Here is a 20,588-nt window from a genome sequence, read left to right on the forward strand (position 1 = left end):
AATTTACTAAACTATATAGTTACTAAAACTATGGCAGAAAGACTAAAGAATTTTTACCAAGAAAAAATTGTTCCCAAAATGATGGAGCAGTTTAAGTATAAAAATATTCACCAGGTACCAAAACTGGTTAAAGTAACATTGAACCGGGGTTTAGGGGAAGCATCTCAAAATGCTAAAGCTCTAGACTCATCAATCAAAGAAATAGCTACAATTACAGGCCAAAAACCAGTAGTAACTAGGGCAAAAAAAGCGATCGCCGGATTTAAAATCCGTAACGGAATGCCAGTAGGAGTTATGGTGACTCTACGTTCTGGAAGAATGTATGAATTTCTAGACCGACTAATTAATTTAGCATTACCTAGAATTAGAGACTTTAGAGGCATAAATCCTAAAAGCTTTGACGGTCGAGGAAATTACAGCTTAGGTTTAAAAGAGCAACTAATATTTCCAGAGATAGAATATGACAGTATCGATCAAATTCGGGGAATGGACATTTCAATTATTACCACAGCTAACACTGATGAGGAAGGCCGCGCCTTACTTAAAGAAATGGGAATGCCCTTTCGGACTAATTAACTTAAAGTAGTTAAGGAAAAAAAGGAAAAAATGGCGGCTAACGACACAATATCAGATATGTTGACGCGAATTCGCAACTCCTGCATGGCGCAACATACAACAACAAAAGTTCCAGCAACAAAGATGACTCGCAGTATTGCCAAAGTATTGAACGAGGAAGGTTTTATTGGTGGATTTGAACAAGAAGGCGAAGGTCTCAAGAAGTTCCTAGTAATTTCTTTAAAATACAAAGGTAAAAATCGACAACCCATTATTAGATATCTGAAGCGAGTTAGTAAACCTGGACTCCGGGTCTATAAAAATCGTAAAGAATTACCACGAGTTTTAGGTGGAATAGGAATAGCTATTATTTCCACATCCAGTGGAATTATGACTGATAGAGAAGCTAGAAAAAGAGGCATCGGAGGAGAAGTCCTTTGTTATGTTTGGTAGTAAACAAAATGAATAGACTTCTTGCAGAAGTCAGGGAATAGGGAGTTTAACAATTAATAATTAATAATTACCTCTCCTCTAAAAGAACAGGATTGACTCAAAGAAATTTTTGTCTTTTTATCTCCTAAAAAAAGGAAGCTTGAAAGCACAATTTTTTGGTAAAATTGTTGATTTCGTGTCTTGAATTGATTTGATTAAAACTTTTGCAAGAGGTCTAATCAAGAGCTATTCACTAACCCAAAGAAAACAATATCTAGCAACCTTATATATATACAAAGAAAGCTATGTCTCGAATTGGTAAGCTTCCCATCAAGATTCCCAACAAAGTGACCATTACCATTGATGGTCAAAAAGTAACAGTAAAAGGCCCGAAAGGTGAACTTTCTAGAGTACTGTCCCCAGAAATAGCTGTTGAACAGCAGGAAGATACTATTGTGGTTAAACCACAAACTGAAACTCGTCGTGCTCGTCAGCAATATGGTCTATCTCGAACTTTAGTTGCCAATATGGTCGAAGGGGTATCAAAAGGATATGAAAAGCGACTACAGATTCAAGGAGTAGGATATCGTGCTCAAGTTCAAGGGAAGAACTTGATCTTAAACGTAGGTTACAGTAAACCAGTAGAAATGCCTCCTCCGGAAGGTATTCAGGTGGCAGTAGAAAATAATACTAATGTAATTGTTACTGGTATCAATAAAGAATTAGTAGGAAATACTGCTGCGCGAATTCGTGCTGTTCGTCCACCAGAAGTATACAAAGGCAAAGGTATTCGCTATGCAGGTGAAATGATTAAACTCAAAGCAGGTAAATCAGGTAAGAAATAATGAAGTATACTCGTAAAGACTCTGTCAGAAAGCGGCATCGTCGGGTGCGAAAAAAGGTATTTGGTACATCAGAACGCCCTAGACTGTCAGTATTTCGCTCAAATCTGCATATCTATGCTCAAGTAATTGATGATACTAAACAACATACCTTAGTTGCAGCATCAACTGTAGAACCAGAATTAAAATCAAGTATTAGTTCAGGAGCTAACTGTGATGCTTCTGTGCAAGTAGGAAAATTAATTGCACAGCGATCGCTAGAAAAAGGAATAGAAAAAGTAGTTTTCGACCGTGGTGGAAATATCTATCATGGCCGTGTAAAAGCTTTAGCTGAGGCAGCTCGTGAAGCGGGATTAGACTTCTAGATAATTAGTAAAGTTACACACAAAAAAAGAACTTGACAAAAGGTAACAACTATGGCAGAACAACAGCAGCGTCGTAAAAAAAATAACCGTACAAAAGAGAAAGAAAGTGAATGGCAGGAAAGGGTTGTCCAAATCCGCCGAGTCACTAAAGTTGTTAAAGGTGGTAAAAACCTCAGTTTCCGGGCTATTGTCGTTATAGGCAATGAAAAAGGTCAAGTAGGCGTAGGAGTGGGTAAAGCAGCAGATGTTATCGGCGCTGTCAAGAAAGGAGTTGCAGACGGCAAGAAACATATAGTAGAAGTCCCTCTGACAAAATCTAACTCTATTCCTCACCTTGTAAATGGTTTTGGTGGTGGAGCTAAAGTGATAATGCGTCCAGCAGCACCAGGTACGGGAGTGATCGCGGGAGGAGCGGTGAGAACAGTTCTGGAGCTAGCAGGTGTTCAGAATATATTAGCCAAACAGTTAGGGTCTAATAATCCATTAAACAATGCTAGAGCTGCTGTTAACGCCTTATCTGCTTTGAGAACATTGGCCGATGTTGCTCAAGAACGAGACCTGCCTGTGGAACATCTATATGCTTAAGCAGGGAACAGGGAATAGGCAACAGGGAATAGGCAACAGGCAACAGTAGGAAAAATATTTCCTTATCTTACTGTTTATTATCTGCATAAGTCCTAACCAACCTATTCTTTGCTATAGACTTGACATTAGTTAGTTAGGTAATAAAATTTGAATCTTCGTTAATGGCAAATTCATCGGTGGCAAGATAAAACAATATGAGATTAAAAGATGCAATTCCTAAAAAAGGTTCTCAGAAACGCCCTCGTAGATTAGGACGAGGCATCTCAGCAGGTCAAGGTGCAAGTTGTGGTAAGGGGATGCGTGGTCAAAAATCTCGGTCTGGTAGCAGTACTAGACCAGGTTTTGAAGGTGGTCAAAATCCTCTTTATCGTCGCTTGCCAAAGTTAAAAAGCTTTCCGATGGTCAATCGGAAGAAATATACAATTATCAATGTGGGTAAGTTGGCATCATTACCAACTAACACAGAGGTAACTCTTGCCTCTCTAATGGAAGCGGGAATTATTACAAGTAATGATGGACCGCTCAAAGTGCTCGGAGATGGAGAGTTGAATGTTGCACTAAATGTTCATGCTATAGGTTTTACAGCTACAGCTCGTTCCAAAATAGAAGCAGCAGGTGGTAGTTGCGAACAAATAGGTAAGAATTAAGAATTTAGAATTTAGAATTTAGAATTACCTTTTCTTATAAATTTAAGAGGATTGGTTAGAAGGATTTTTTTTCTTTTTTCTTCATGATTTTCAGTAAACTTTCTAGTTTTTTCAGGTTATCTCAAGTAGAGTTTCAAAAGCTTTAATTGAAGAAAAACCTTGGTTCTCAAACATATAAAATCTCTAGAAGCGGAGGATTCTATCTAATTTTGCTAAAATCAAAAATATAAAATATAAATCTCAAATAAATATGGACATTAGTAGAGATAAGTCACCAACTGCTCAAGAAACATTCTTGCAGATGGCCCAAGCAGCAGGGTTGCGGGGGCGACTGCTAGTGACAATAGGTTTACTTCTTTTGGTGCGTCTAGGTGTGTACTTACCAGTACCAGGAATAAATAGAGGAGCTTTTGAAGCAAGTATCGGAGATCAGGCTTTAACTGGATTTCTGGATTTGTTTTCTGGTGGAGGTTTCTCGGCATTAGGTATTTTTGCATTAGGCATTATACCTTATATTAATGCTTCAATCATCATTCAATTGATGACAGCAGCCTTACCCAGTTTAGAAAATCTGCAGAAGAATGAAGGAGAAGCAGGACGTCGTAAAATTTCTCAAATCACTCGCTATGTGGCCTTGGGATGGTCAGTTTTACAAAGCTTTGGTTTAGCAATATTTCTGAATAGTTCATCTGTAGATATCAATGGATCGTCGGTAAGTGTAGCGATTAGCCCAGGGCCTCTATTTATTGCTAAGACTATTTTAGCAATTACGGCAGGTTCCATGTTTGTGATGTGGATATCTGAATTAATTACAGAAAGAGGAATTGGTAATGGAGCATCATTGTTGATATTTGTCAACATTGTGGCTGTGTTACCTCAATCACTAGGCGACACTATTAAATTGTTTGAAGGAGGAGACCGTGCTATCGTAGGTCGTGCGATTATTCTGCTTCTGGTATTCCTCGTGATGATTGTAGGTATTGTCTTTGTACAAGAGGGAAGTCGCAGAATTCCTATACTTTCAGCTCGTCGTCAAGTAGGTAGAAAACTTTATCGGGAAACAAAAAGCTATTTACCTTTACGATTAAATCAGGGTGGAGTAATGCCAATTATCTTTGCTTCTGCCGTCCTCATATTACCTGTATCTTTAGCTCAGTTTTCTAACAATCCACTTTTATCTCAGATTATTACTTCTATCAGTCCTAGTGGCCCGACTCCTTGGTTGTATGCTCTATTTTACTTTGTTCTAATATTATTCTTCAGTTATTTCTACGCCTCCCTCATTATGAACCCAGTGGATATGTCGCAGAATTTGAAGAAAATGGGAGCAAGTATCCCAGGCATTCGCCCAGGTAAAACTACCAGCGATTATATAGAGAAAGTTTTGAATAGGTTGACTTTCTTAGGAGCTATTTTCCTTGGTGTAGTAGCAATTATCCCTACGGTAGTAGAAAGTGCAACTCGTGTACCTACCTTTAGAGGATTAGGAGCTACCTCTCTATTAATTCTAGTAGGTGTAGCAATAGATACAGCAAAACAAATTCAAACTTACGTTATCTCCCAAAGATACGAAGGAATGGTGAAGCAATAGTGGTAAAACTGATATTCTTAGGTCCGCCAGGAGCAGGCAAGGGAACACAGGCATCTCGAATAGCAGAATTTTACCAAGTTCCTCATATTTCTACAGGTGATATTTTACGCAATAATGTGGCACAAAAATCAACCCTGGGTTTACAAGCTAAAGAATATATGGACAAAGGTGATTTGGTTCCCGATGGACTAATCCTTGACATGGTTGAAGAAAGACTGAAAAAAGATGATGCTCAAAATGGTTGGGTTCTAGATGGGTTTCCTAGAAATGTGGCTCAAGCACATTTTGTAGAAAAACTTTTATCTGGAAGCAAAAATGGAAATGACACTCAAGAAGAAATAGCTGAAATTAGTAATTCTTTGATGGTCATAAATTTACAAGTGCCAGATGAGGTTTTAGTCGGTCGCTTATTATCAAGGGGTCGGCAAGATGATAATGAGGAAACTATTAGAAATCGTTTAAAAGTCTACGACCAACAAACACAACCTCTGATTGAATTTTACAAAGAACGTCAACAGCTATTTACAATAGATGGAAATCAGTCTGTTGATGCTGTGACTAATTCTCTCAAGCTATCGGTTAATATATCATAGGGTAAATAAGAATTAGATTTTGATAAATTGTTTCTACCTGGAAATATTTAGTTGTAGCTCTCTAAATGCCAATTAAATATTATAGATATATATTATTTATAACTCATGCTCAATAACCTCTAAAAATTAAAAACTTTTTGATAGGATATGTTGAGGGGAATCACCTGAAATAACAGGCTGTTCTCAATACAAAAAAATGGTTACTTGCAGCGTTGAGGTGATTAACAGTTGGCAAAACAAGATCTCATAGAAATGGAGGGTACAGTGACGGAATCTCTACCTAATGCTATGTTCAGAGTAGACTTAGATAATGGGTTTAATGTGCTAGCTCATATTTCTGGAAAAATCCGTCGCAATTACATCAAAATTCTACCAGGCGATCGAGTCAAGGTAGAGTTAACACCCTATGACTTGACAAAAGGTCGAATTACATATCGGCTGAGGAAAAAGTAGTAATGATTGAATCTCTACTCAATAATTTGTAGGGAGATTATCTACTTGCTGAAAACATTAGTAAATGATACAATACTAAATTTGTAGTATTGCCATAATAAGGCATGAAAGTTAGAGCATCTGTCAAAAAAATGTGTGAAAAGTGTCGTGTTATTCGTCGTCGAGGACGAGTAATGGTTATATGTGTTAATCCCAAACATAAACAACGTCAAGGTTAAGCATATTCGATACAGGCATCAGATTATTTGTTGTCTACTCATTAACCTAGTTTAAGTTTAATTTTAAGGTGATGGAGATAAAGTAAAGTGGCACGAATTGCAGGAGTAGATCTCCCACGCGATAAGCGTATAGAAATTGGTCTGACATACATCTATGGAATTGGACTATCTCGGTCTCAAGAAATTTTAGATGAAACTGGTGTAAATCCTGATACCCGGGTCAAGGATTTAAGTGATTCTGATATAGCAGAACTTCGTTCTACGGTTCAAAATAACTACCAAGTTGAAGGAGACCTTAGACGATTGGAAGCCATGAACATCAAGCGGTTGATGGATATTGGTACTTACCGGGGTCGTCGGCACAGGATGGGTCTACCAGTTAGAGGACAGCAGACTCGCACTAACGCCAGAACTCGTAGAGGTGTACGTCGAACTGTAGCTGGTAAGAAAAAAGCCAGTGCTAAGAAATAGAAGTTTGGTTCTATCTTTTATGATTGATAGATACTTTCCCAGTTCTAAGCTTTGTTCAGACTGTGGAGATGTAGTAGATAAACTACCTCTACATATTAGAGAGTGGGATTGCCCAGAATGTCCAGCTCACCATGATAGAGATATCAACGCTAGTATAAATATTTTGCGGATGGGAACCCGCGTCGGCGACAGACGCAAGGGAACGCCCACCAAGAAGGCTGCGGGACTCGCAGTGTCAGTCTGTGGAGTGACTGTAAGGCCTGAAAGGATTAAGCTCCGGAGGGCTTGCATTTAAGCAGAAAGACCTAACCTGTGATGGTTAGGAATCCCGCGTTGTAATCTTTAGATTCAACGCCGGGAGGATGTCAAGTAAAGCTATTACTATCATTAGTAAAGACCAAGCTCGCCAAAGGGGGGGAACAATTTAGTTAAAGCCTTACTTGCTACTGAGTATTATTTGATTTGATTATCTACTTAAGTCTTAATTCTATTTCTGTATAGCTTACTTAAGTACAAACAAATTATTAATACTATTAATAATAGCAAATTATCTGAAATTATGAGTAATTGACAGTGATTATAGTAATGTAATTCAGTCAGATTGAAAAGAAATTAATCGAATTAAACGATCAACTCTGAAAGTCAATTGTTATTGTCTAATTATAACTATTAAATTAAGGAGAAAAAAGAATTATTTATAGTTAAGTCTGTTGACTTAAGTGAGAAAAACTTGCCAGGGTTGAAACACAAAAAATCTGCTACTTCAGATATTACAACAAAAACTCTAGACTCATAGTTCTAGTAAATAAAAGTAAAAACTTTACTGGCGCAAAAAAATCATCTCTCATATGTAAGTAAAATGTGGGTATTACTACTAAAAGTATAGCATTTAAAAATTCAATAGCCAGCAAAAAAGTTTATTTCTCAGACATTAAGTCATGTAAAACCAAAATACAATATTTCTAGCTAGTCATATAAGGATATAGCATAGCTTTTAAAGCTATATCAAAGTAAACAATTCTTATAAGTTTAAGATTAGAAATAAGTCAACTTGTTCTGAGAAAAGTACATTATTACCTTAAGATACCACTCATAAAGACAAATATGGCACGACAACCAGGTAAAAAAACAGGTGCAAAAAAGCAAAAAAAGAATGTGCCCAATGGGGTGGCTTACATTCAGTCTACCTTCAATAATACAATTGTAACCATTACTGACTTGAATGGTGAAGTAATTTCTTGGGCCTCAGCAGGTTCTAGTGGTTTCAAAGGAGCAAAAAAAGGAACTCCCTTTGCCGCACAAACAGCAGCAGAAAGCGCAGCACGTCGAGCTAACGACCAAGGAATGCGTCAGATTCAAGTAATGGTTAGTGGTCCTGGAGCAGGAAGAGAAACTGCTATTAGGGCTTTACAAGGGGCAGGACTAGAGATAACTTTGATCCGAGATATTACCCCAATTCCTCACAATGGCTGCCGTCCACCAAAACGGCGTAGAGTCTAATCAAATTATTAACTCTGGGGTTCAATGTTCAAGGGAGGTCACTCCGTGGCGCAGTTTCATTACGAGTGTATAGAGTCTAAAACTGACAAAGATCGTAGTCAGTACGGAAAATTTATTATAGAGCCACTAGCTCGCGGTCAAGGGACAACAGTAGGGAATGCACTGAGGCGGGTTCTACTATCTAACTTAGAAGGAACAGCCATTACATCAGTGAGGATAGCTGGGGTTAATCATGAATTTGCCACAATCAAAGGGGTAAGGGAAGATGTTCTAGAGATCCTACTGAACATGAAAGAGGTTGTTCTCAAAAGCCATTCCAACCAACCACAAATTGGTAGAGTCAGGATAGAAGGGCCAGCAACATTAACTGCAGATCGTTTTGATGTACCTTCGGAGGTAGAAATAATCGATCGCAGCCAATATGTCGCTACCCTATCTCCTGGGTCAATTCTGGAAATGGAGTTTAGAATTGAGAAAGGGACTGGTTATAGAGCGGTAGATCGTACTCGCGATGATGTTACAGCTCTTGATTTTCTGCAAATTGATGCCATTTTTATGCCAGTTCGTAAGGTTAACTATACAGTTGAAGCTCGTATAGGTAGCTCTATAGAAGAAGACCGACTTATTATGGAGGTTTGGACAAATGGCAGTTACACACCTCAAGATGCTTTGAGTCATGCTGCTAGTATCTTAATGAGTTTGTTTGAGCCACTTAAAGATATTACTAATATGGCAGAGGCTCCATCAGGAGAGCCTACAGACCCAACAAGTCAGATTCCAATAGAAGAATTACAACTATCGGTTCGGGCTTATAACTGTCTGAAAAGAGCGCAAATTAACTCTGTTGCAGACCTACTGGAGTACAGTCAAGAAGACCTTTTAGAGATCAAAAACTTTGGTCAAAAATCGGCTGAGGAAGTTATAGAAGCTTTACAGAAACGCTTGGGAATAACTTTGCCTCAAGAAAAAGTTGCTAAAGCTACTTAGAGGCCAAAAGTTAGAAATTAAAACCAGTTTTTGTCAATGGCATCAAAAATGTCAATCTGAAATACTATTTGCTTTCAAAGATGACCGACTGAGTTTTTGAAGCTGTTAGTAGCAGTACGGAAACACAAATTGAAAAAATTAGCTCAAATATTTTAGATACTCAAAGTAGTCATGCGTCATAGTCGTCGTGTTCCAAAGCTAGGAAAACCAGCAGATCAGCGTCGCGCTCTTCTGCGGTCTCTAGCCACTGAATTAATCCGTCATGGTAGGATTACTACCACAAAAACCCGTGCTAAAGCTGTACAGTCAGAAGCAGAAAAAATGATTTCCTTGGCAAAGGATGGATCGTTAGCAGCTCGCCGACAAGCTTTAGGTTATATCTATGACAAAAAGCTAGTTCACTCTCTATTTGAAGGAGCACAGGATAGATACGGTTCTCGTAATGGAGGTTATACCCGTGTTTTAAGAACTGTTCGCCGTCGTGGAGATAACGCAGAAATGGCAATTATTGAACTGGTTTAAGGTCTATAGTTAAGAGATAGTTGGGAAATCAATCAGAAAAAGTTAGTACTTGACCATTTTATTAATAGTAAAAATTTAATGGTGACAAAGATTGACTTTTAAGCTTTAGAGAGGTGGGGCATCCCTTGGTAGCTCAGTCAATGTTCTCATAGAGAAGTCCCTGAGAAGCCTACATCTGATTCTTGATCAGCATTGTGGGAGTATGTCACAAACTTTCAACTTTCCCATGGCTAATAACCAACCTTTAGTTCAGCGTGTTGCTCTTGTAATTCAATATCAAGGCACTCATTTTCATGGGTGGCAAAGACAGCCAAATCAACGAACTGTACAAGAAGAGATTGAAAATACTATTTCTTCTGTGGTTAACCAGTCTGTAATATTACATGGTGCAGGAAGAACAGATGCGGGAGTTCATGCCGCAGCACAAGTAGCCCATTTCGATGTTCCAGGCCCAATTCCTGCCCATAAGTGGGCTACTATTCTCAATTCACGGCTAGCTAATGATATCTTAATCGCAAGTTCGGCTCAAGTTGAATCTACCTGGCACGCTCGATTTTCTGCAACTTCGCGGCGTTATCGCTACACCCTATATACAGAAAAACGGCCTAATTTGTTTGTGATGCCTTTTGTTTGGCATTACTATCAAGCACAGTTAGATCCATTGTTGATTCAAGCAGCTTTGAATCCTTTAATTGGCTGTCATCACTTGGCTGCTTTTCAAAGAGCTGGCTCTTCTCGTCCTCATTCTTGGGTAGATGTACAAGAGGTTAAGTGTGAAAGTCAGGGGCCATTTATTCATATAGAGGTTCAAGCTAGTGGGTTTCTATATGGAATGATGCGATTATTGGTGGGGTTACTCATTCAAGTGGGTCAACAGAAGCTATCTGTGAAAAATTTTACAGATATCTGGGTTAATCAAAGAAGGGATGTTGTGAAGCACTCAGCTCCGGCTAGTGGCCTCTGTTTATTGCGGGTTGGTTATCTGGAGTTTCCTTTTACTCAAGAAGTTTGGTATAATAATATGCCTCAATTTATTTTTTATTGATTAGAGCAGGCGATCGCTACTTTGATGGATTCAGTCACTCCTAAAATGTTGCGAAACTGGTTTACTCACTGCTGTTACTGGAGACTTCTTTCTAAAAAACCGCTATAAGTATCTCTATTGAGACTTTCCATTAACAGGAATTACGCAAAGGCACTACATATAGTAGATAAAAACTATAGCACTATGGTACATATAGTGTTTATGTCGGAAAAATGCGTAATTCCTGATTAAGTATCAAAGAATAATAACTGACAATTGGGTAAACTGAGCAAATAATTCAATCAGATTAAACTGACAATAAAAGCCAATATAAGCAGTAAAAAAACAACTAAATTAAGTAAATTATGAATACAACATACGTTCCACCACTGAAGGCTCTAGAGCAAAAATGGTATGTTATTGATGCTAAAGAACAGCGTTTAGGGCGATTAGCTACTGCTATTGCGATGATTATTAGGGGTAAGAATAAACCAACTTATACTCCACATCTCGATACAGGAGATTTTGTGATTGTCGTTAATGCTGAAAAGGTGAATGTAACTGGTAAAAAAAGTAGTCAGAAACTTTATCGTCGCCATTCTGGAAGGCCAGGAGGGATGAAAACAGAGGTTTTTTCTAAGTTGCAAGCTCGTTTGCCTCAAAGAATTATTGAGGAGGCAGTTTACGGAATGCTACCAAAAAATTCTCTAGGCAGAAAACTTCATGCTAAACTAAAAGTTTATCCAGGACCTGACCATCCTCACCAAGCTCAAAAACCTGAAACGTTAATTATTGAAACTACTCCAGGAGAATAAAAATAATGCAAGCAAAAGAAAGTGGCCGTGCTATGTATTGGGGGACTGGTCGTCGTAAGTCTTCGATCGCTTCAGTACGCCTAGTTCCAGGTACAGGCAAATTGATTATTAATGGCAAAGATGGTGAGTTATACCTGCAATATAATCATGGTTATTTATCATCTGCCAAAGCTCCACTAGAGACTTTAGGTTTGGAAAATGAGTATGACATTCTAGTGAAAGCTACAGGAGGTGGGTTAACAGGACAAGCTGATTCTATTAAATTAGGCGTTGCTAGAGCTTTATGCCAGTTAGACCCAGATAATCGTAAACCTCTGAAGACAGAAGGATATTTGACTCGCGACCCCCGGGCAAAAGAACGGAAAAAGTATGGTTTACGCAAAGCTCGTAAAGCACCTCAATATTCTAAACGATGATATACTGAAAAATTGCCAATTGTTACAAGATTGATGATAATTGGCAAAAACTTTAGACATCTCCACCAAAAGAGGGAACAGGGAACAGGGAACAGGGAACAGGGAGAAATAATTGATAATTTATGGATAAGAATTGATTTGATTTTTGATTTTCACCAGATGTCTTTTGATAAAATTTTCAATAGCGCTATAGTAGGGCGTGTCATCAATTAAATCTGAAAGTACTATGTAGCAAGAGTTTTGAACTTTTGGCTGGGAAAGACTACAGGCGCTAAAAACCTTGACTCACAAAGCTTATAGTTCTAATTGATGACAGGCCCTAGTGGTGTGATACCAATTTGAAAAAAGAATGTTACGAATAGTTTAGTCAACTAAAGTAATTTAAGTCAGATGCAAATTTACTATAATAGATTTTTTCATGGCAAAAAATGAGAATAAAAGCTACTTCTACTGACTATTGACTACTCGAAACAGTCCAAATATTTGTAGCAAAAATTTATAAAATTGGTATGACACATCTAAAATTTTGCAATAGTGTAGTAGGGGCGGGTTCTGCATTAAGTTAATGGTGTTACAAATTATTTAGATGAACCCGCCCCCAACCCAACAATTGAATGCACAAAATTAGCTTTGTCAATTCAGTGCAATAAGCTAAGATATTGTATAGAAAAAATATTTGTAATTTTAAGTAGAGTAAAGAAAATGCCTAAAGCTGGAATTCATCCTGAGTGGTATCCAGAAGCCAAAGTTTACTGCAATGGTGAAGTAGTAATGACAATTGGTTCTACAAAACCAGAGATTAATGTTGATGTTTGGTCGGGAAATCATCCCTTTTTTACAGGTACTCAGAAAATTATTGATACTGAAGGAAGAGTTGAGAGATTTATGCGTAAGTATAGTAAAAAAGATGGAGGGAAAAGCTCTAAATCTAAGAAGAGTAAAGATAAAAAATAGCTGGAATGTCAATTGTCCTTAATTAGTTGTCTGTAATATTTTATGGACAACAATTAACATCAACATCTCACAAAAATTCCCCATAAATAAAATACTAATTAAGACAAGGGACAACTGACAATGGCTGAAACATATTTACTAGAAAAATTAAAATCCGTTGAGCAAACTTACAATGAATTAACTCTACGTTTAGCAGATCCAGATATTGCAAAAGATCCAACTGAGTTCCAAAAAGTAGCTAAGGCACGCTCCTCATTAGAAGAGGTGGTAAATACTTATGAAGAGTGGAAAAATAGTCAGCAAGAATTAGCGGATGCTAAGGAAATCTTGAAAGAAGCTGGTGGCGACCAAGAAATGGAAGAGATGGCCAGAATGGAAGTAGAGGAATTGGAAGCCAAGCTGGAATCTCTGGAAATTCAAATGAAAATTGCCCTACTACCACGAGACCCCAACGATGATAAGAATATTATGTTGGAGATTAGAGCTGGTACAGGAGGGGATGAAGCTAGTATTTGGGCAGGGGATCTGGTGAGAATGTACTCCCGTTACTCAGAAACTCAAAAATGGAAGGTGAGTTTACTGAGTGAATCTTTAGCAGATATGGGAGGTTTTAAAGAAGCAATTTTAGAGATTAAGGGAGAACAGGTTTATAGTAAGCTGAAGTTTGAAGCAGGAGTTCATCGGGTTCAAAGAGTTCCAGTGACAGAAGCAGGTGGGAGGGTACATACTTCAACAGCAACGGTGGCCATTATGCCAGAAGTGGATGATGTAGAAGTGGAAATAGATGCAAAAGATATTGAACTAACAACGGCTCGTTCTGGTGGAGCAGGTGGACAAAATGTGAACAAGGTGGAAACTGCTGTGGATTTATTTCATAAACCCACAGGAATTAGAATTTTCTGTACTCAGGAGCGCAGTCAGCTACAAAACAGAGAGAGGGCAATGCAAATTTTACGAGCTAAACTTTATGAGATTAAGCTACAAGAGCAACAACAAGAAGTTAGTTCGATGAGGCGATCGCAAGTAGGTACTGGTTCCCGCTCAGAAAAAATTCGGACTTATAACTATAAAGATAATAGGGTGACAGATCATCGCTTGAGTCAGAACTTTTCCCTTGCACCTCTTCTTGAGGGAGATATAGAAAATGTAATTCAAGCTTGTATTACCCAAGACCAGCAGGAACGTTTGCAAGAGTTGGCAGCATCCACATCTACTCCAATGTCAGTCTAATTGACATTTTGTGAAATGGACTTATTCACATAATATCAATATCACTCAAAAAGCGAGGACAAAGTTCTCGTTTTTTTTATAAAATATGCTTATATTAGCAAGTATAGCGCTGTGCGCAGGAACAGGCAATATGGGGGATAAAAAGCTGATAGTATAAGACTTTTAGCTATGTAAAACATAAGTTTTTCAATTTTACCTTCAGCTACTTACCATTAAATTTCAGCAACACCAATTTTATTTAGGGTTTGCTGAAAAAGTATGCATGGTCAAGGGAGGACTGAGTCAGGAGAAATGGGAATTATAGAGGAGGTAGTTGGATGTTTTGTCCCTTGATTTTTCTGCCCTTGTCTGCTCAAAATGCTCATAAGCATGAGCTTGAGGCACTGAAAACCAGGCAATTTTTTCGACAATAAAAAGACTAAAGCCTTTATCTGTCAATGTTTTGAGATTTAATCAGCAAACCATATTTATAACTGACCCGTCCGAACATTATATAAGTCTGGGTTTGCACATTATGGAATGATATTGCCAAAAATTAGTTTAGATTTTGAGTAAAAAACCTAATATTAATCATTTTAGCAATTCTCAAACCCAAAATATTGTTCATCAAAAATCTAAAATCATTTGTCACTGTGCAACGCCATAAGTCTTGTATCCCACATTCCGCACTTCGATTTGTAACATTAAAAGTATTATAAAAATCTGTAGCTTGGTAGGTATTCATACTATGCAAATCATCTCAATTACTTTTTTCGTTCATCAAATCCCGAGTAAATAATTAATCATAAATACTTGCTTGATTGTTTACTCAATCACTGTAGCTATGATTTTCTCGTAAATTCTGACTCCTTACTCCTTCTTCTATACTACATTTTGTGGTGCGGAATATGGGTTGTATATTATTCTATGCAGCTCAGAAATGAATTTGATATAACGTAGTAAAGTATTCTAATTCTAGCAAATTAAAGAAAAGTAGGAGATTTGGGCATGACTACCAATGAAGAATTATCTTGGGAATGTGGAATGGGTTTCTATGTGCCAATTTTAAATGATGGAGAATTAGTGGGCATTTGTAAACCTGAATATGCCGAAGAAATTCTAGAAGTTATGAATGAGCAGGAAAGGCTACACAAAGCTTTAAGGCTAGCTTGTCTAGATTTACTGCGAAGGGTGGGAGGAAAAAGAAGTAGAGTCAATGACTTAATGCAGAAATATATAGCTCTGGCTGAACGACCTAAATATGGACCAAGAGCGGTAGCCCTCTTGTTGCGAGAAAGGCAAGAACAACTGCAGGTTAGTGGCCATGAGTTTATTAAATTTTGTGATATTCATAAAATTTCTCCTGAGCAACTCAAAGATATTTATGCAGGCAAAGCAGTAGATACAAACTTAGTAGGACCTATAGCAAGAATTTTAGGCAAAACTAATAATGAAGTACAAGAAATATTAGAAGGCCCTAGCGAATAATATTGTAATTTGTCATTAGCACTTAGTTTTTTGATTTTCTCGGTCTTAGAGTATGTCTGAAATTTTAATTAATATGATTTATCATCTTTTTAGATGAGTTTTTCAATTAGATTATTATTTTTTCTGCTTACAAAAACTTTTTCAAATCTACACCTCTTCCCTATTTTCTAAAATATTGAATTCCCTGTTCATATCTCAAACATAAATGGTATTTATACTACATAGTTAAAATACTAAAAATATCAAGTTTCATCATTATAATTAACTTTACCATTAGGCATAATTGTTTCCTGAAGATTAGCTTCAGAAAGGTTAATATCATTAATCAAAGCATCAGTAAGATTAGCACCTCTCAAATCAGCACCTCTCAAATCAGCACCTCTCAAATCAGCTCTAATTAAAATAGCCTTACTTAGATTAGTTCCTCGGAAATAAACCCCCCTCAAATTTGCACCTAGAAAATTAACTTTTTTGAGGTTTGCAAACCTAAAATCTGCTTTATAAAGATTTGCTTCCTTTAAAGAAGCATTTGATAAATGAATTCTACTCAGATGAGCTTCAATCAGATTAGCTTTGTCTAAATTAGTCTGGTAAAAATAAGCCCCAATCAATTCAGCTTCATGGAGATTAGCATGACTAAGATTAGCATAACTGAAGTTAGTTTCTATTAAATCTGCTTTGGCTAAGTTGCTTCTTCTCAGGTCTGCTGAAGTAGCATCAGCATATCGACAAATAGCATTTTGTAAATCAGTTCCAATTAAATTTGCACCAACTAAATCAGCATCTATTAAGTTAGCCTGTCTTAGATCTGCAGAAATCAAATTAGCATATCTTAAGTTAGCTCCCTGAAGATTAATAGAAGTAAGGTTAGCATGAATCAGTTGAGCTGAAGTTAAATTAGCATATCTTAAGTTAGCTGTTTTTAATTGAGTTAAACAGAGATTCGCTCCTGTGAGATTTACTCCTTGAAAATTAATACCTTGCAGGTTAATACCTCTGAGGTTGACATTAGTAAGATCTGCTTGTAGATGTAGATTTTTCTGTCTCCATTCATTCCATGTAATTACATCCCGATTAAGTAGGGCGAGATATTCTTTATTTGCCATTTTTTATTAGATAACTTCTTAGAGATATTTATATATTTCTGTTATGGAGTAATAACTATAAGAGACTGTTTGTAAAAGGAATGTTAAATCCAGGCGTAGGGTGGGTTAGGCAACAATAATTATGAGTCGCGAACCAAAATCTTAACTGTCCACTGTAACCCACCGAACATACCGAGTATTAAGGAGTTGGACATTATGGAATGATATTGGCAAAGATTAGTGTGTCGGCTAAATCCCTTACTTCAACTGAATTTGGGTTTATAGTCGAACATAGCAATACAGCAAAACTAAAGATCCTAATTATATCAAATCCGTTTAATTCGATATAAAGAAATTTTCCATCTGAGCGCCATTGCCAAATCTTTCTCAATATTCCCATCCTGGTAGGGGTTAGGGGTGGGTCTCCATATCCCCATATCCCCATATCCCCACACTCCCCATCTCCCCAGACTCTTTATGGAGGAGTATGGAAATATTTTTCCACCTTTTTCTCCTATTGCCTCTATCTCACGGACGACTCCATGGCTCAAAATTATTATCAAGGTCAAGATACCAAATAGCTTATATAGGAGGAAAAGAAGAAGGATGAGAAAGTTTTTTTCAGGGTTATTATTCCAGACATGATATTACTTATTCCACACTTTGCTGATGTAGTTCTAAGTATTTCTAGCTATAGTAAAAGCTATGGTCTTAAAAAAAAAGGTAATCAAAATATTTACTATATCATATAAACATCATATATATGCATAATATTAATTAAATTTATGTATAATTATTAAAAATTAATAAAGATTTACTTAATATTAAGTAAAATGATACGAATCAAGAGTTAAACTAACAAACGAGAACAATAGTTAACATATTGAAGAGCCATGACCTAACCATTGCAAACCAAAAGTGAATTTATTAGTACAGTCCAAAAAATTGAATGTCCCTAATTTAAGGATATTACTAAAAACGTCAGTATATCTTGGTGATCTAACGGCTCTACCAAATTTATTGAATGAATGGGGAAAATAGCTACACAGTAAACCTTGAGAATGTGTTGGCTAAAACCTCAAGATAGTGAAATGAAGTTTGGAAAGTTGGAGAAAACGCATTCCTCACTAATACAATTTCATAGATAATGAAGTATTTTTCTAGGGTGACTTCCCTAAAAGTGAGGCACAAAGTTCCAACCTCCTAACAGTGTTGAAAATGTAGAACTTTTACCTTGCCTGCCTTCAGGCACACATTAAGCTAGTTATTCTAGTAGCATTACTAAAATACTCCTTCAGTACGAAGTAATTTATAATTCCAAGTGGTAAAGAATAAAAAGCGATCGCAAACATAAATGTAAATTAGATTCACGTCGCCATAATTAAAATTACCAAGTCAGTCAATTAGTCATTAATACAAGGATTTGACAACTATGCTAAACACAATACCTATCAAGCAGCCGTTAAATCCAGATCAAAACGTGAATCACGGTTGTAACTTGAAGTGGAAGTTAGAAGATCGACAAGAGTATCGTTTTTCTGCTATAATTTTGATCACAAGTAAAATAACAAGAAAACACCAATGGTGACATCAATTCAGTTTTGCTATCAAATAAGGAAACTGTAATAGGTTTTGGTGTTGACAAAATAGTGATTATTAGCACCTAGTTAACCTCTGACGACAGGACTTCTTAAGTCTATAGCATCAGTCAATCTTTAAATTATACAAAGATTGTCTATGTTTATGATGTCTAAAATTGCTTCAATGTATTTCTAAGGACTTAATAGATATTTCCTAGATAGCGATCAAAATTAATTGTAAATGTACTAAAATATTTACATTCAGTACTAGAGTACACTGATCGGAAATACTGTAGTAGCAAAAAAAATTCACTGAATAATTGATGATTAATAATTTTAGGTTTAAAGCCTATCCTTTCAAGAGAAAATATTATTATGCCTTTTGATACCAAATGAATACAAAGGTGGTTACAGTATTAAGATCCATATTTTCACCAGGAAAATAAACTACTGTAGCAAGATTTGATGATAGTGGTATTAGTCAGTCATATTCTTTTGAAGAAAAGGTGATTACTAATGATTAATCGTTAAATATTAGTTGTTGAATTAGCATTAATGAAAAAAAACTGCTCTCAGCAAGTAGTAATATCCCTAAAAACCACTGAATTCGTGTACTATAATGTGCTGATAAACTGACTTTAAGTTTAACCAAAAACTTCGATTGTGTGTTATTAAGAAGTAAAATTTCGGAGCAAACCATTAACTAACTAAAATTATGACCAACACAATATTACCCCCTACAGCATTAACCGAAGAAATTAGCAAGCCAGACTTCACATTTGACCCCAGTATTCGACGCGATCATGCAAAGAAGTACCGAACCTCAGAGTGGTACGATGGTCGTGGAGAAATTAAAGCGGTAGAAGACGGTCGCTCATTTGAGATTTCTGCAACCTTTACTCTCAAGTCAGAAGTAAAGTTGGTATATGGAGTACTAAACCCATCTAACCCAGTGTTGGCAGAAATCTACAAAAGTCGTGGTCGTTGTGTAGCAGTTGTCGATCAAACGGTCGATGAACTTTATGGAGAATCACTGAAAGCTTATTTTAAGCACAATGAGATTCCCCTAGAAACTCTAGTTTGTCGTGCATGGGAATCAGACAAAACTCCAGAAACAGTTCAGCGCATACTCCAATTCTTAGGTAAAGATGGCTGTGATGTATCCCGCAACGAACCTGTACTAATCATTGGAGGTGGCGTACTCAGCGATGTGGCAGGTTTGGCCTGTGCTTTGCAGCACCGACGAACACCTTATGTGATGATCGGAAGTTCTATTGTTGCAGCTATTGATGCTGGACCATCCCCTCGTACCTGCACAAATGGTCAGCTATTTAAAAATAGTATCGGTGCATATCATCCCCCAGTTATCACAATAGTAGACCGTAGCTTATTCCGCACTTTGGCAAAAGGTCATATCCGTAATGGGATGGCAGAAATTATCAAAATGGCAGTAACTGATGACCCAGTGCTATTTGATTTACTAGAAGAATACGGCCCACGGTTAATTGAAACCCATTTTGCTAACTTTGATGCGGATGAGGAACTGATCCAGGTAGCTGATGAAGTAATTTATCGAGCATTGTATTCCTACATGAAGCATGAGGGAACAAATATGTTCGAGACCTATCAAGACAGACCCCATGCTTACGGTCACACCTGGAGTCCCAAATTTGAGCCAGCAGTCAAATTGATGCACGGTCATGCTGTTACTATTGGCATGGCTTTTGGAGCAACCTTAGCAATGGAAATGGGTTGGTTAGAAAAAGGCGATCGCGACAGAATAGTTGCACTATGTTCTTCTCTTGGTTTATCAGTTTATCATCCTATCCTCGAAGACAGTGATTTGATGATTCAAGGACAGAAAAATATGCGTCGCAAGCGCGGTAGTAGTGGGTTATGGGCACCTTTACCTACAGGTATTGGTAGTTGTAGTTTTGCTGGAGAAGTTCCCTCAGACTTATTAATATCTGCTGTGGAGGAACATAAGAATTTTTGTACCTCTGTGCCAAATGAAGGAAAAGGCGAACAAATGTATTTAAGTGATCTTGGTTTGGAGTAAAATAAATAGAAGTTGTGATGTGGGGTGGAGAAAACAAGAAATTCCTCCCTGCTCCCTTTTGAAAAAAAGAACAATAGTGGGCAAAGACTGCAAACTTTTCATCAGACCTCTGCGATAATTAATCTCAAAGCCTTGTAATGCTTAGGATAAAACTTTGTTTTCGTTTGCTATAGATGATTTAGTATTTGCCCATTCTA

25 protein-coding genes are annotated in these 20,588 nt (G+C 37.1%); 22 read left to right on the top strand and 3 right to left on the bottom strand.

Annotated elements, in window-relative coordinates; all coding sequences use genetic code 11:
• The first annotated feature begins 30 nt into the window (after positions 1 to 30).
• The 20 genes from rplE (at position 31) to prfA (ending at position 14,200) form a co-directional block, all read left to right on the top strand.
• The gene (rplE, locus tag F6K06_RS08740) at positions 31 to 576 is read left to right on the top strand and encodes a 50S ribosomal protein L5 (RefSeq protein WP_124145120.1); all 546 of its coding nucleotides are present in this window, start codon (positions 31 to 33) and stop codon (positions 574 to 576) included.
• A 30-nt stretch (positions 577 to 606) separates the two neighbouring features.
• A complete protein-coding gene (gene rpsH / locus F6K06_RS08745; RefSeq protein WP_124145119.1) occupies positions 607 to 1,008 on the top strand; it encodes a 30S ribosomal protein S8 in 402 nt (133 codons plus the stop codon).
• 284 nt (positions 1,009 to 1,292) lie between these two features.
• Positions 1,293 to 1,832: a 50S ribosomal protein L6 gene (rplF, locus tag F6K06_RS08750; RefSeq protein ID WP_124145118.1), complete on the top strand. Its 540-nt coding sequence runs from the start codon at positions 1,293 to 1,295 to the stop codon at positions 1,830 to 1,832.
• Entirely contained in the window at positions 1,832 to 2,194 is a 363-nt protein-coding gene (gene rplR, locus F6K06_RS08755; protein ID WP_124145117.1) for a 50S ribosomal protein L18, read from the top strand. The genes rplF and rplR overlap by 1 nt, the downstream gene beginning before the upstream one ends.
• Positions 2,195 to 2,245: 51 nt before the next feature.
• Positions 2,246 to 2,779 carry a 30S ribosomal protein S5 gene (rpsE, locus tag F6K06_RS08760; RefSeq protein WP_287241294.1) on the top strand — a complete coding sequence of 178 codons (534 nt, stop codon included), beginning with the start codon at positions 2,246 to 2,248 and terminating at the stop codon, positions 2,777 to 2,779.
• Between the two features lie 194 nt (positions 2,780 to 2,973).
• The gene (gene rplO, locus F6K06_RS08765) at positions 2,974 to 3,426 is read left to right on the top strand and encodes a 50S ribosomal protein L15 (protein WP_287241296.1); all 453 of its coding nucleotides are present in this window, start codon (positions 2,974 to 2,976) and stop codon (positions 3,424 to 3,426) included.
• 250 nt (positions 3,427 to 3,676) lie between these two features.
• Positions 3,677 to 5,017, top strand: coding sequence for a preprotein translocase subunit SecY (secY, locus tag F6K06_RS08770; RefSeq protein WP_287241298.1), 1,341 nt, complete (start codon positions 3,677 to 3,679; stop codon positions 5,015 to 5,017).
• The gene (locus F6K06_RS08775) at positions 5,017 to 5,610 is read left to right on the top strand and encodes an adenylate kinase (RefSeq protein ID WP_124143136.1); all 594 of its coding nucleotides are present in this window, start codon (positions 5,017 to 5,019) and stop codon (positions 5,608 to 5,610) included. Before secY ends, F6K06_RS08775 begins: the two co-directional genes overlap by 1 nt.
• Before the next feature lie 228 nt (positions 5,611 to 5,838).
• Entirely contained in the window at positions 5,839 to 6,063 is a 225-nt protein-coding gene (gene infA, locus F6K06_RS08780) for a translation initiation factor IF-1 (protein WP_008191178.1), read from the top strand.
• Between the two features lie 104 nt (positions 6,064 to 6,167).
• Positions 6,168 to 6,281, top strand: coding sequence for a 50S ribosomal protein L36 (rpmJ, locus tag F6K06_RS08785; protein ID WP_124143137.1), 114 nt, complete (start codon positions 6,168 to 6,170; stop codon positions 6,279 to 6,281).
• Between the two features lie 87 nt (positions 6,282 to 6,368).
• Positions 6,369 to 6,752 (top strand): 30S ribosomal protein S13, encoded by a 384-nt coding sequence (gene rpsM / locus F6K06_RS08790; RefSeq protein WP_124143138.1) that lies wholly within the window; start codon positions 6,369 to 6,371, stop codon positions 6,750 to 6,752.
• Positions 6,753 to 6,771: 19 nt separating this feature from the next.
• A complete protein-coding gene (locus F6K06_RS08795; protein ID WP_338043122.1) occupies positions 6,772 to 7,047 on the top strand; it encodes a zinc ribbon domain-containing protein in 276 nt (91 codons plus the stop codon).
• An 809-nt stretch (positions 7,048 to 7,856) separates the two neighbouring features.
• Complete coding sequence (rpsK, locus tag F6K06_RS08800) at positions 7,857 to 8,252, top strand: 30S ribosomal protein S11 (protein WP_124143139.1); 396 nt, start codon at positions 7,857 to 7,859, stop codon at positions 8,250 to 8,252.
• A gap of 24 nt (positions 8,253 to 8,276) precedes the next feature.
• Positions 8,277 to 9,239 carry a DNA-directed RNA polymerase subunit alpha gene (locus F6K06_RS08805; protein WP_124143140.1) on the top strand — a complete coding sequence of 321 codons (963 nt, stop codon included), beginning with the start codon at positions 8,277 to 8,279 and terminating at the stop codon, positions 9,237 to 9,239.
• Positions 9,240 to 9,410: 171 nt separating this feature from the next.
• Positions 9,411 to 9,761, top strand: a complete 351-nt coding sequence (rplQ, locus tag F6K06_RS08810; RefSeq protein WP_124143141.1) for a 50S ribosomal protein L17 — start codon at positions 9,411 to 9,413, stop codon at positions 9,759 to 9,761.
• A 202-nt stretch (positions 9,762 to 9,963) separates the two neighbouring features.
• Positions 9,964 to 10,806, top strand: coding sequence for a tRNA pseudouridine(38-40) synthase TruA (gene truA / locus F6K06_RS08815; protein WP_338043123.1), 843 nt, complete (start codon positions 9,964 to 9,966; stop codon positions 10,804 to 10,806).
• A 344-nt stretch (positions 10,807 to 11,150) separates the two neighbouring features.
• On the top strand, positions 11,151 to 11,600 hold the full coding sequence (gene rplM, locus F6K06_RS08820) for a 50S ribosomal protein L13 (RefSeq protein ID WP_287241314.1): 450 nt from the start codon (positions 11,151 to 11,153) through the stop codon (positions 11,598 to 11,600).
• Positions 11,601 to 11,605: 5 nt separating this feature from the next.
• Positions 11,606 to 12,016: a 30S ribosomal protein S9 gene (rpsI, locus tag F6K06_RS08825; RefSeq protein WP_124143143.1), complete on the top strand. Its 411-nt coding sequence runs from the start codon at positions 11,606 to 11,608 to the stop codon at positions 12,014 to 12,016.
• 702 nt (positions 12,017 to 12,718) lie between these two features.
• Positions 12,719 to 12,970, top strand: a complete 252-nt coding sequence (rpmE, locus tag F6K06_RS08830; RefSeq protein WP_124143144.1) for a 50S ribosomal protein L31 — start codon at positions 12,719 to 12,721, stop codon at positions 12,968 to 12,970.
• 120 nt (positions 12,971 to 13,090) lie between these two features.
• The gene (gene prfA, locus F6K06_RS08835) at positions 13,091 to 14,200 is read left to right on the top strand and encodes a peptide chain release factor 1 (RefSeq protein WP_124143145.1); all 1,110 of its coding nucleotides are present in this window, start codon (positions 13,091 to 13,093) and stop codon (positions 14,198 to 14,200) included.
• A gap of 535 nt (positions 14,201 to 14,735) precedes the next feature.
• Here the strand turns inward: prfA and F6K06_RS08840 are convergent.
• Positions 14,736 to 14,924: a hypothetical protein gene (locus F6K06_RS08840; RefSeq protein ID WP_124143146.1), complete on the bottom strand. Its 189-nt coding sequence runs from the start codon at positions 14,922 to 14,924 to the stop codon at positions 14,736 to 14,738.
• Positions 14,925 to 15,187: 263 nt separating this feature from the next.
• Between F6K06_RS08840 and F6K06_RS08845 the strand changes: the two genes are divergently transcribed.
• Complete coding sequence (locus F6K06_RS08845; RefSeq protein WP_124143147.1) at positions 15,188 to 15,667, top strand: hypothetical protein; 480 nt, start codon at positions 15,188 to 15,190, stop codon at positions 15,665 to 15,667.
• Between the two features lie 242 nt (positions 15,668 to 15,909).
• Here the strand turns inward: F6K06_RS08845 and F6K06_RS08850 are convergent, their stop codons facing one another.
• A complete protein-coding gene (locus F6K06_RS08850) occupies positions 15,910 to 16,773 on the bottom strand; it encodes a pentapeptide repeat-containing protein (RefSeq protein ID WP_124143148.1) in 864 nt (287 codons plus the stop codon).
• 305 nt (positions 16,774 to 17,078) lie between these two features.
• Positions 17,079 to 17,303, bottom strand: a complete 225-nt coding sequence (locus F6K06_RS08855; RefSeq protein ID WP_124143149.1) for a hypothetical protein — start codon at positions 17,301 to 17,303, stop codon at positions 17,079 to 17,081.
• Between the two features lie 1,744 nt (positions 17,304 to 19,047).
• Here F6K06_RS08855 and F6K06_RS08860 point away from each other — a divergent pair.
• On the top strand, positions 19,048 to 20,391 hold the full coding sequence (locus F6K06_RS08860; protein WP_124143150.1) for a sedoheptulose 7-phosphate cyclase: 1,344 nt from the start codon (positions 19,048 to 19,050) through the stop codon (positions 20,389 to 20,391).
• Positions 20,392 to 20,588 lie beyond the last annotated feature (197 nt).

Origin of the sequence: Okeania sp. SIO1H4 (assembly GCF_010672695.1) — a bacterium.
Classification (GTDB): domain Bacteria; phylum Cyanobacteriota; class Cyanobacteriia; order Cyanobacteriales; family Microcoleaceae; genus Okeania; species Okeania hirsuta.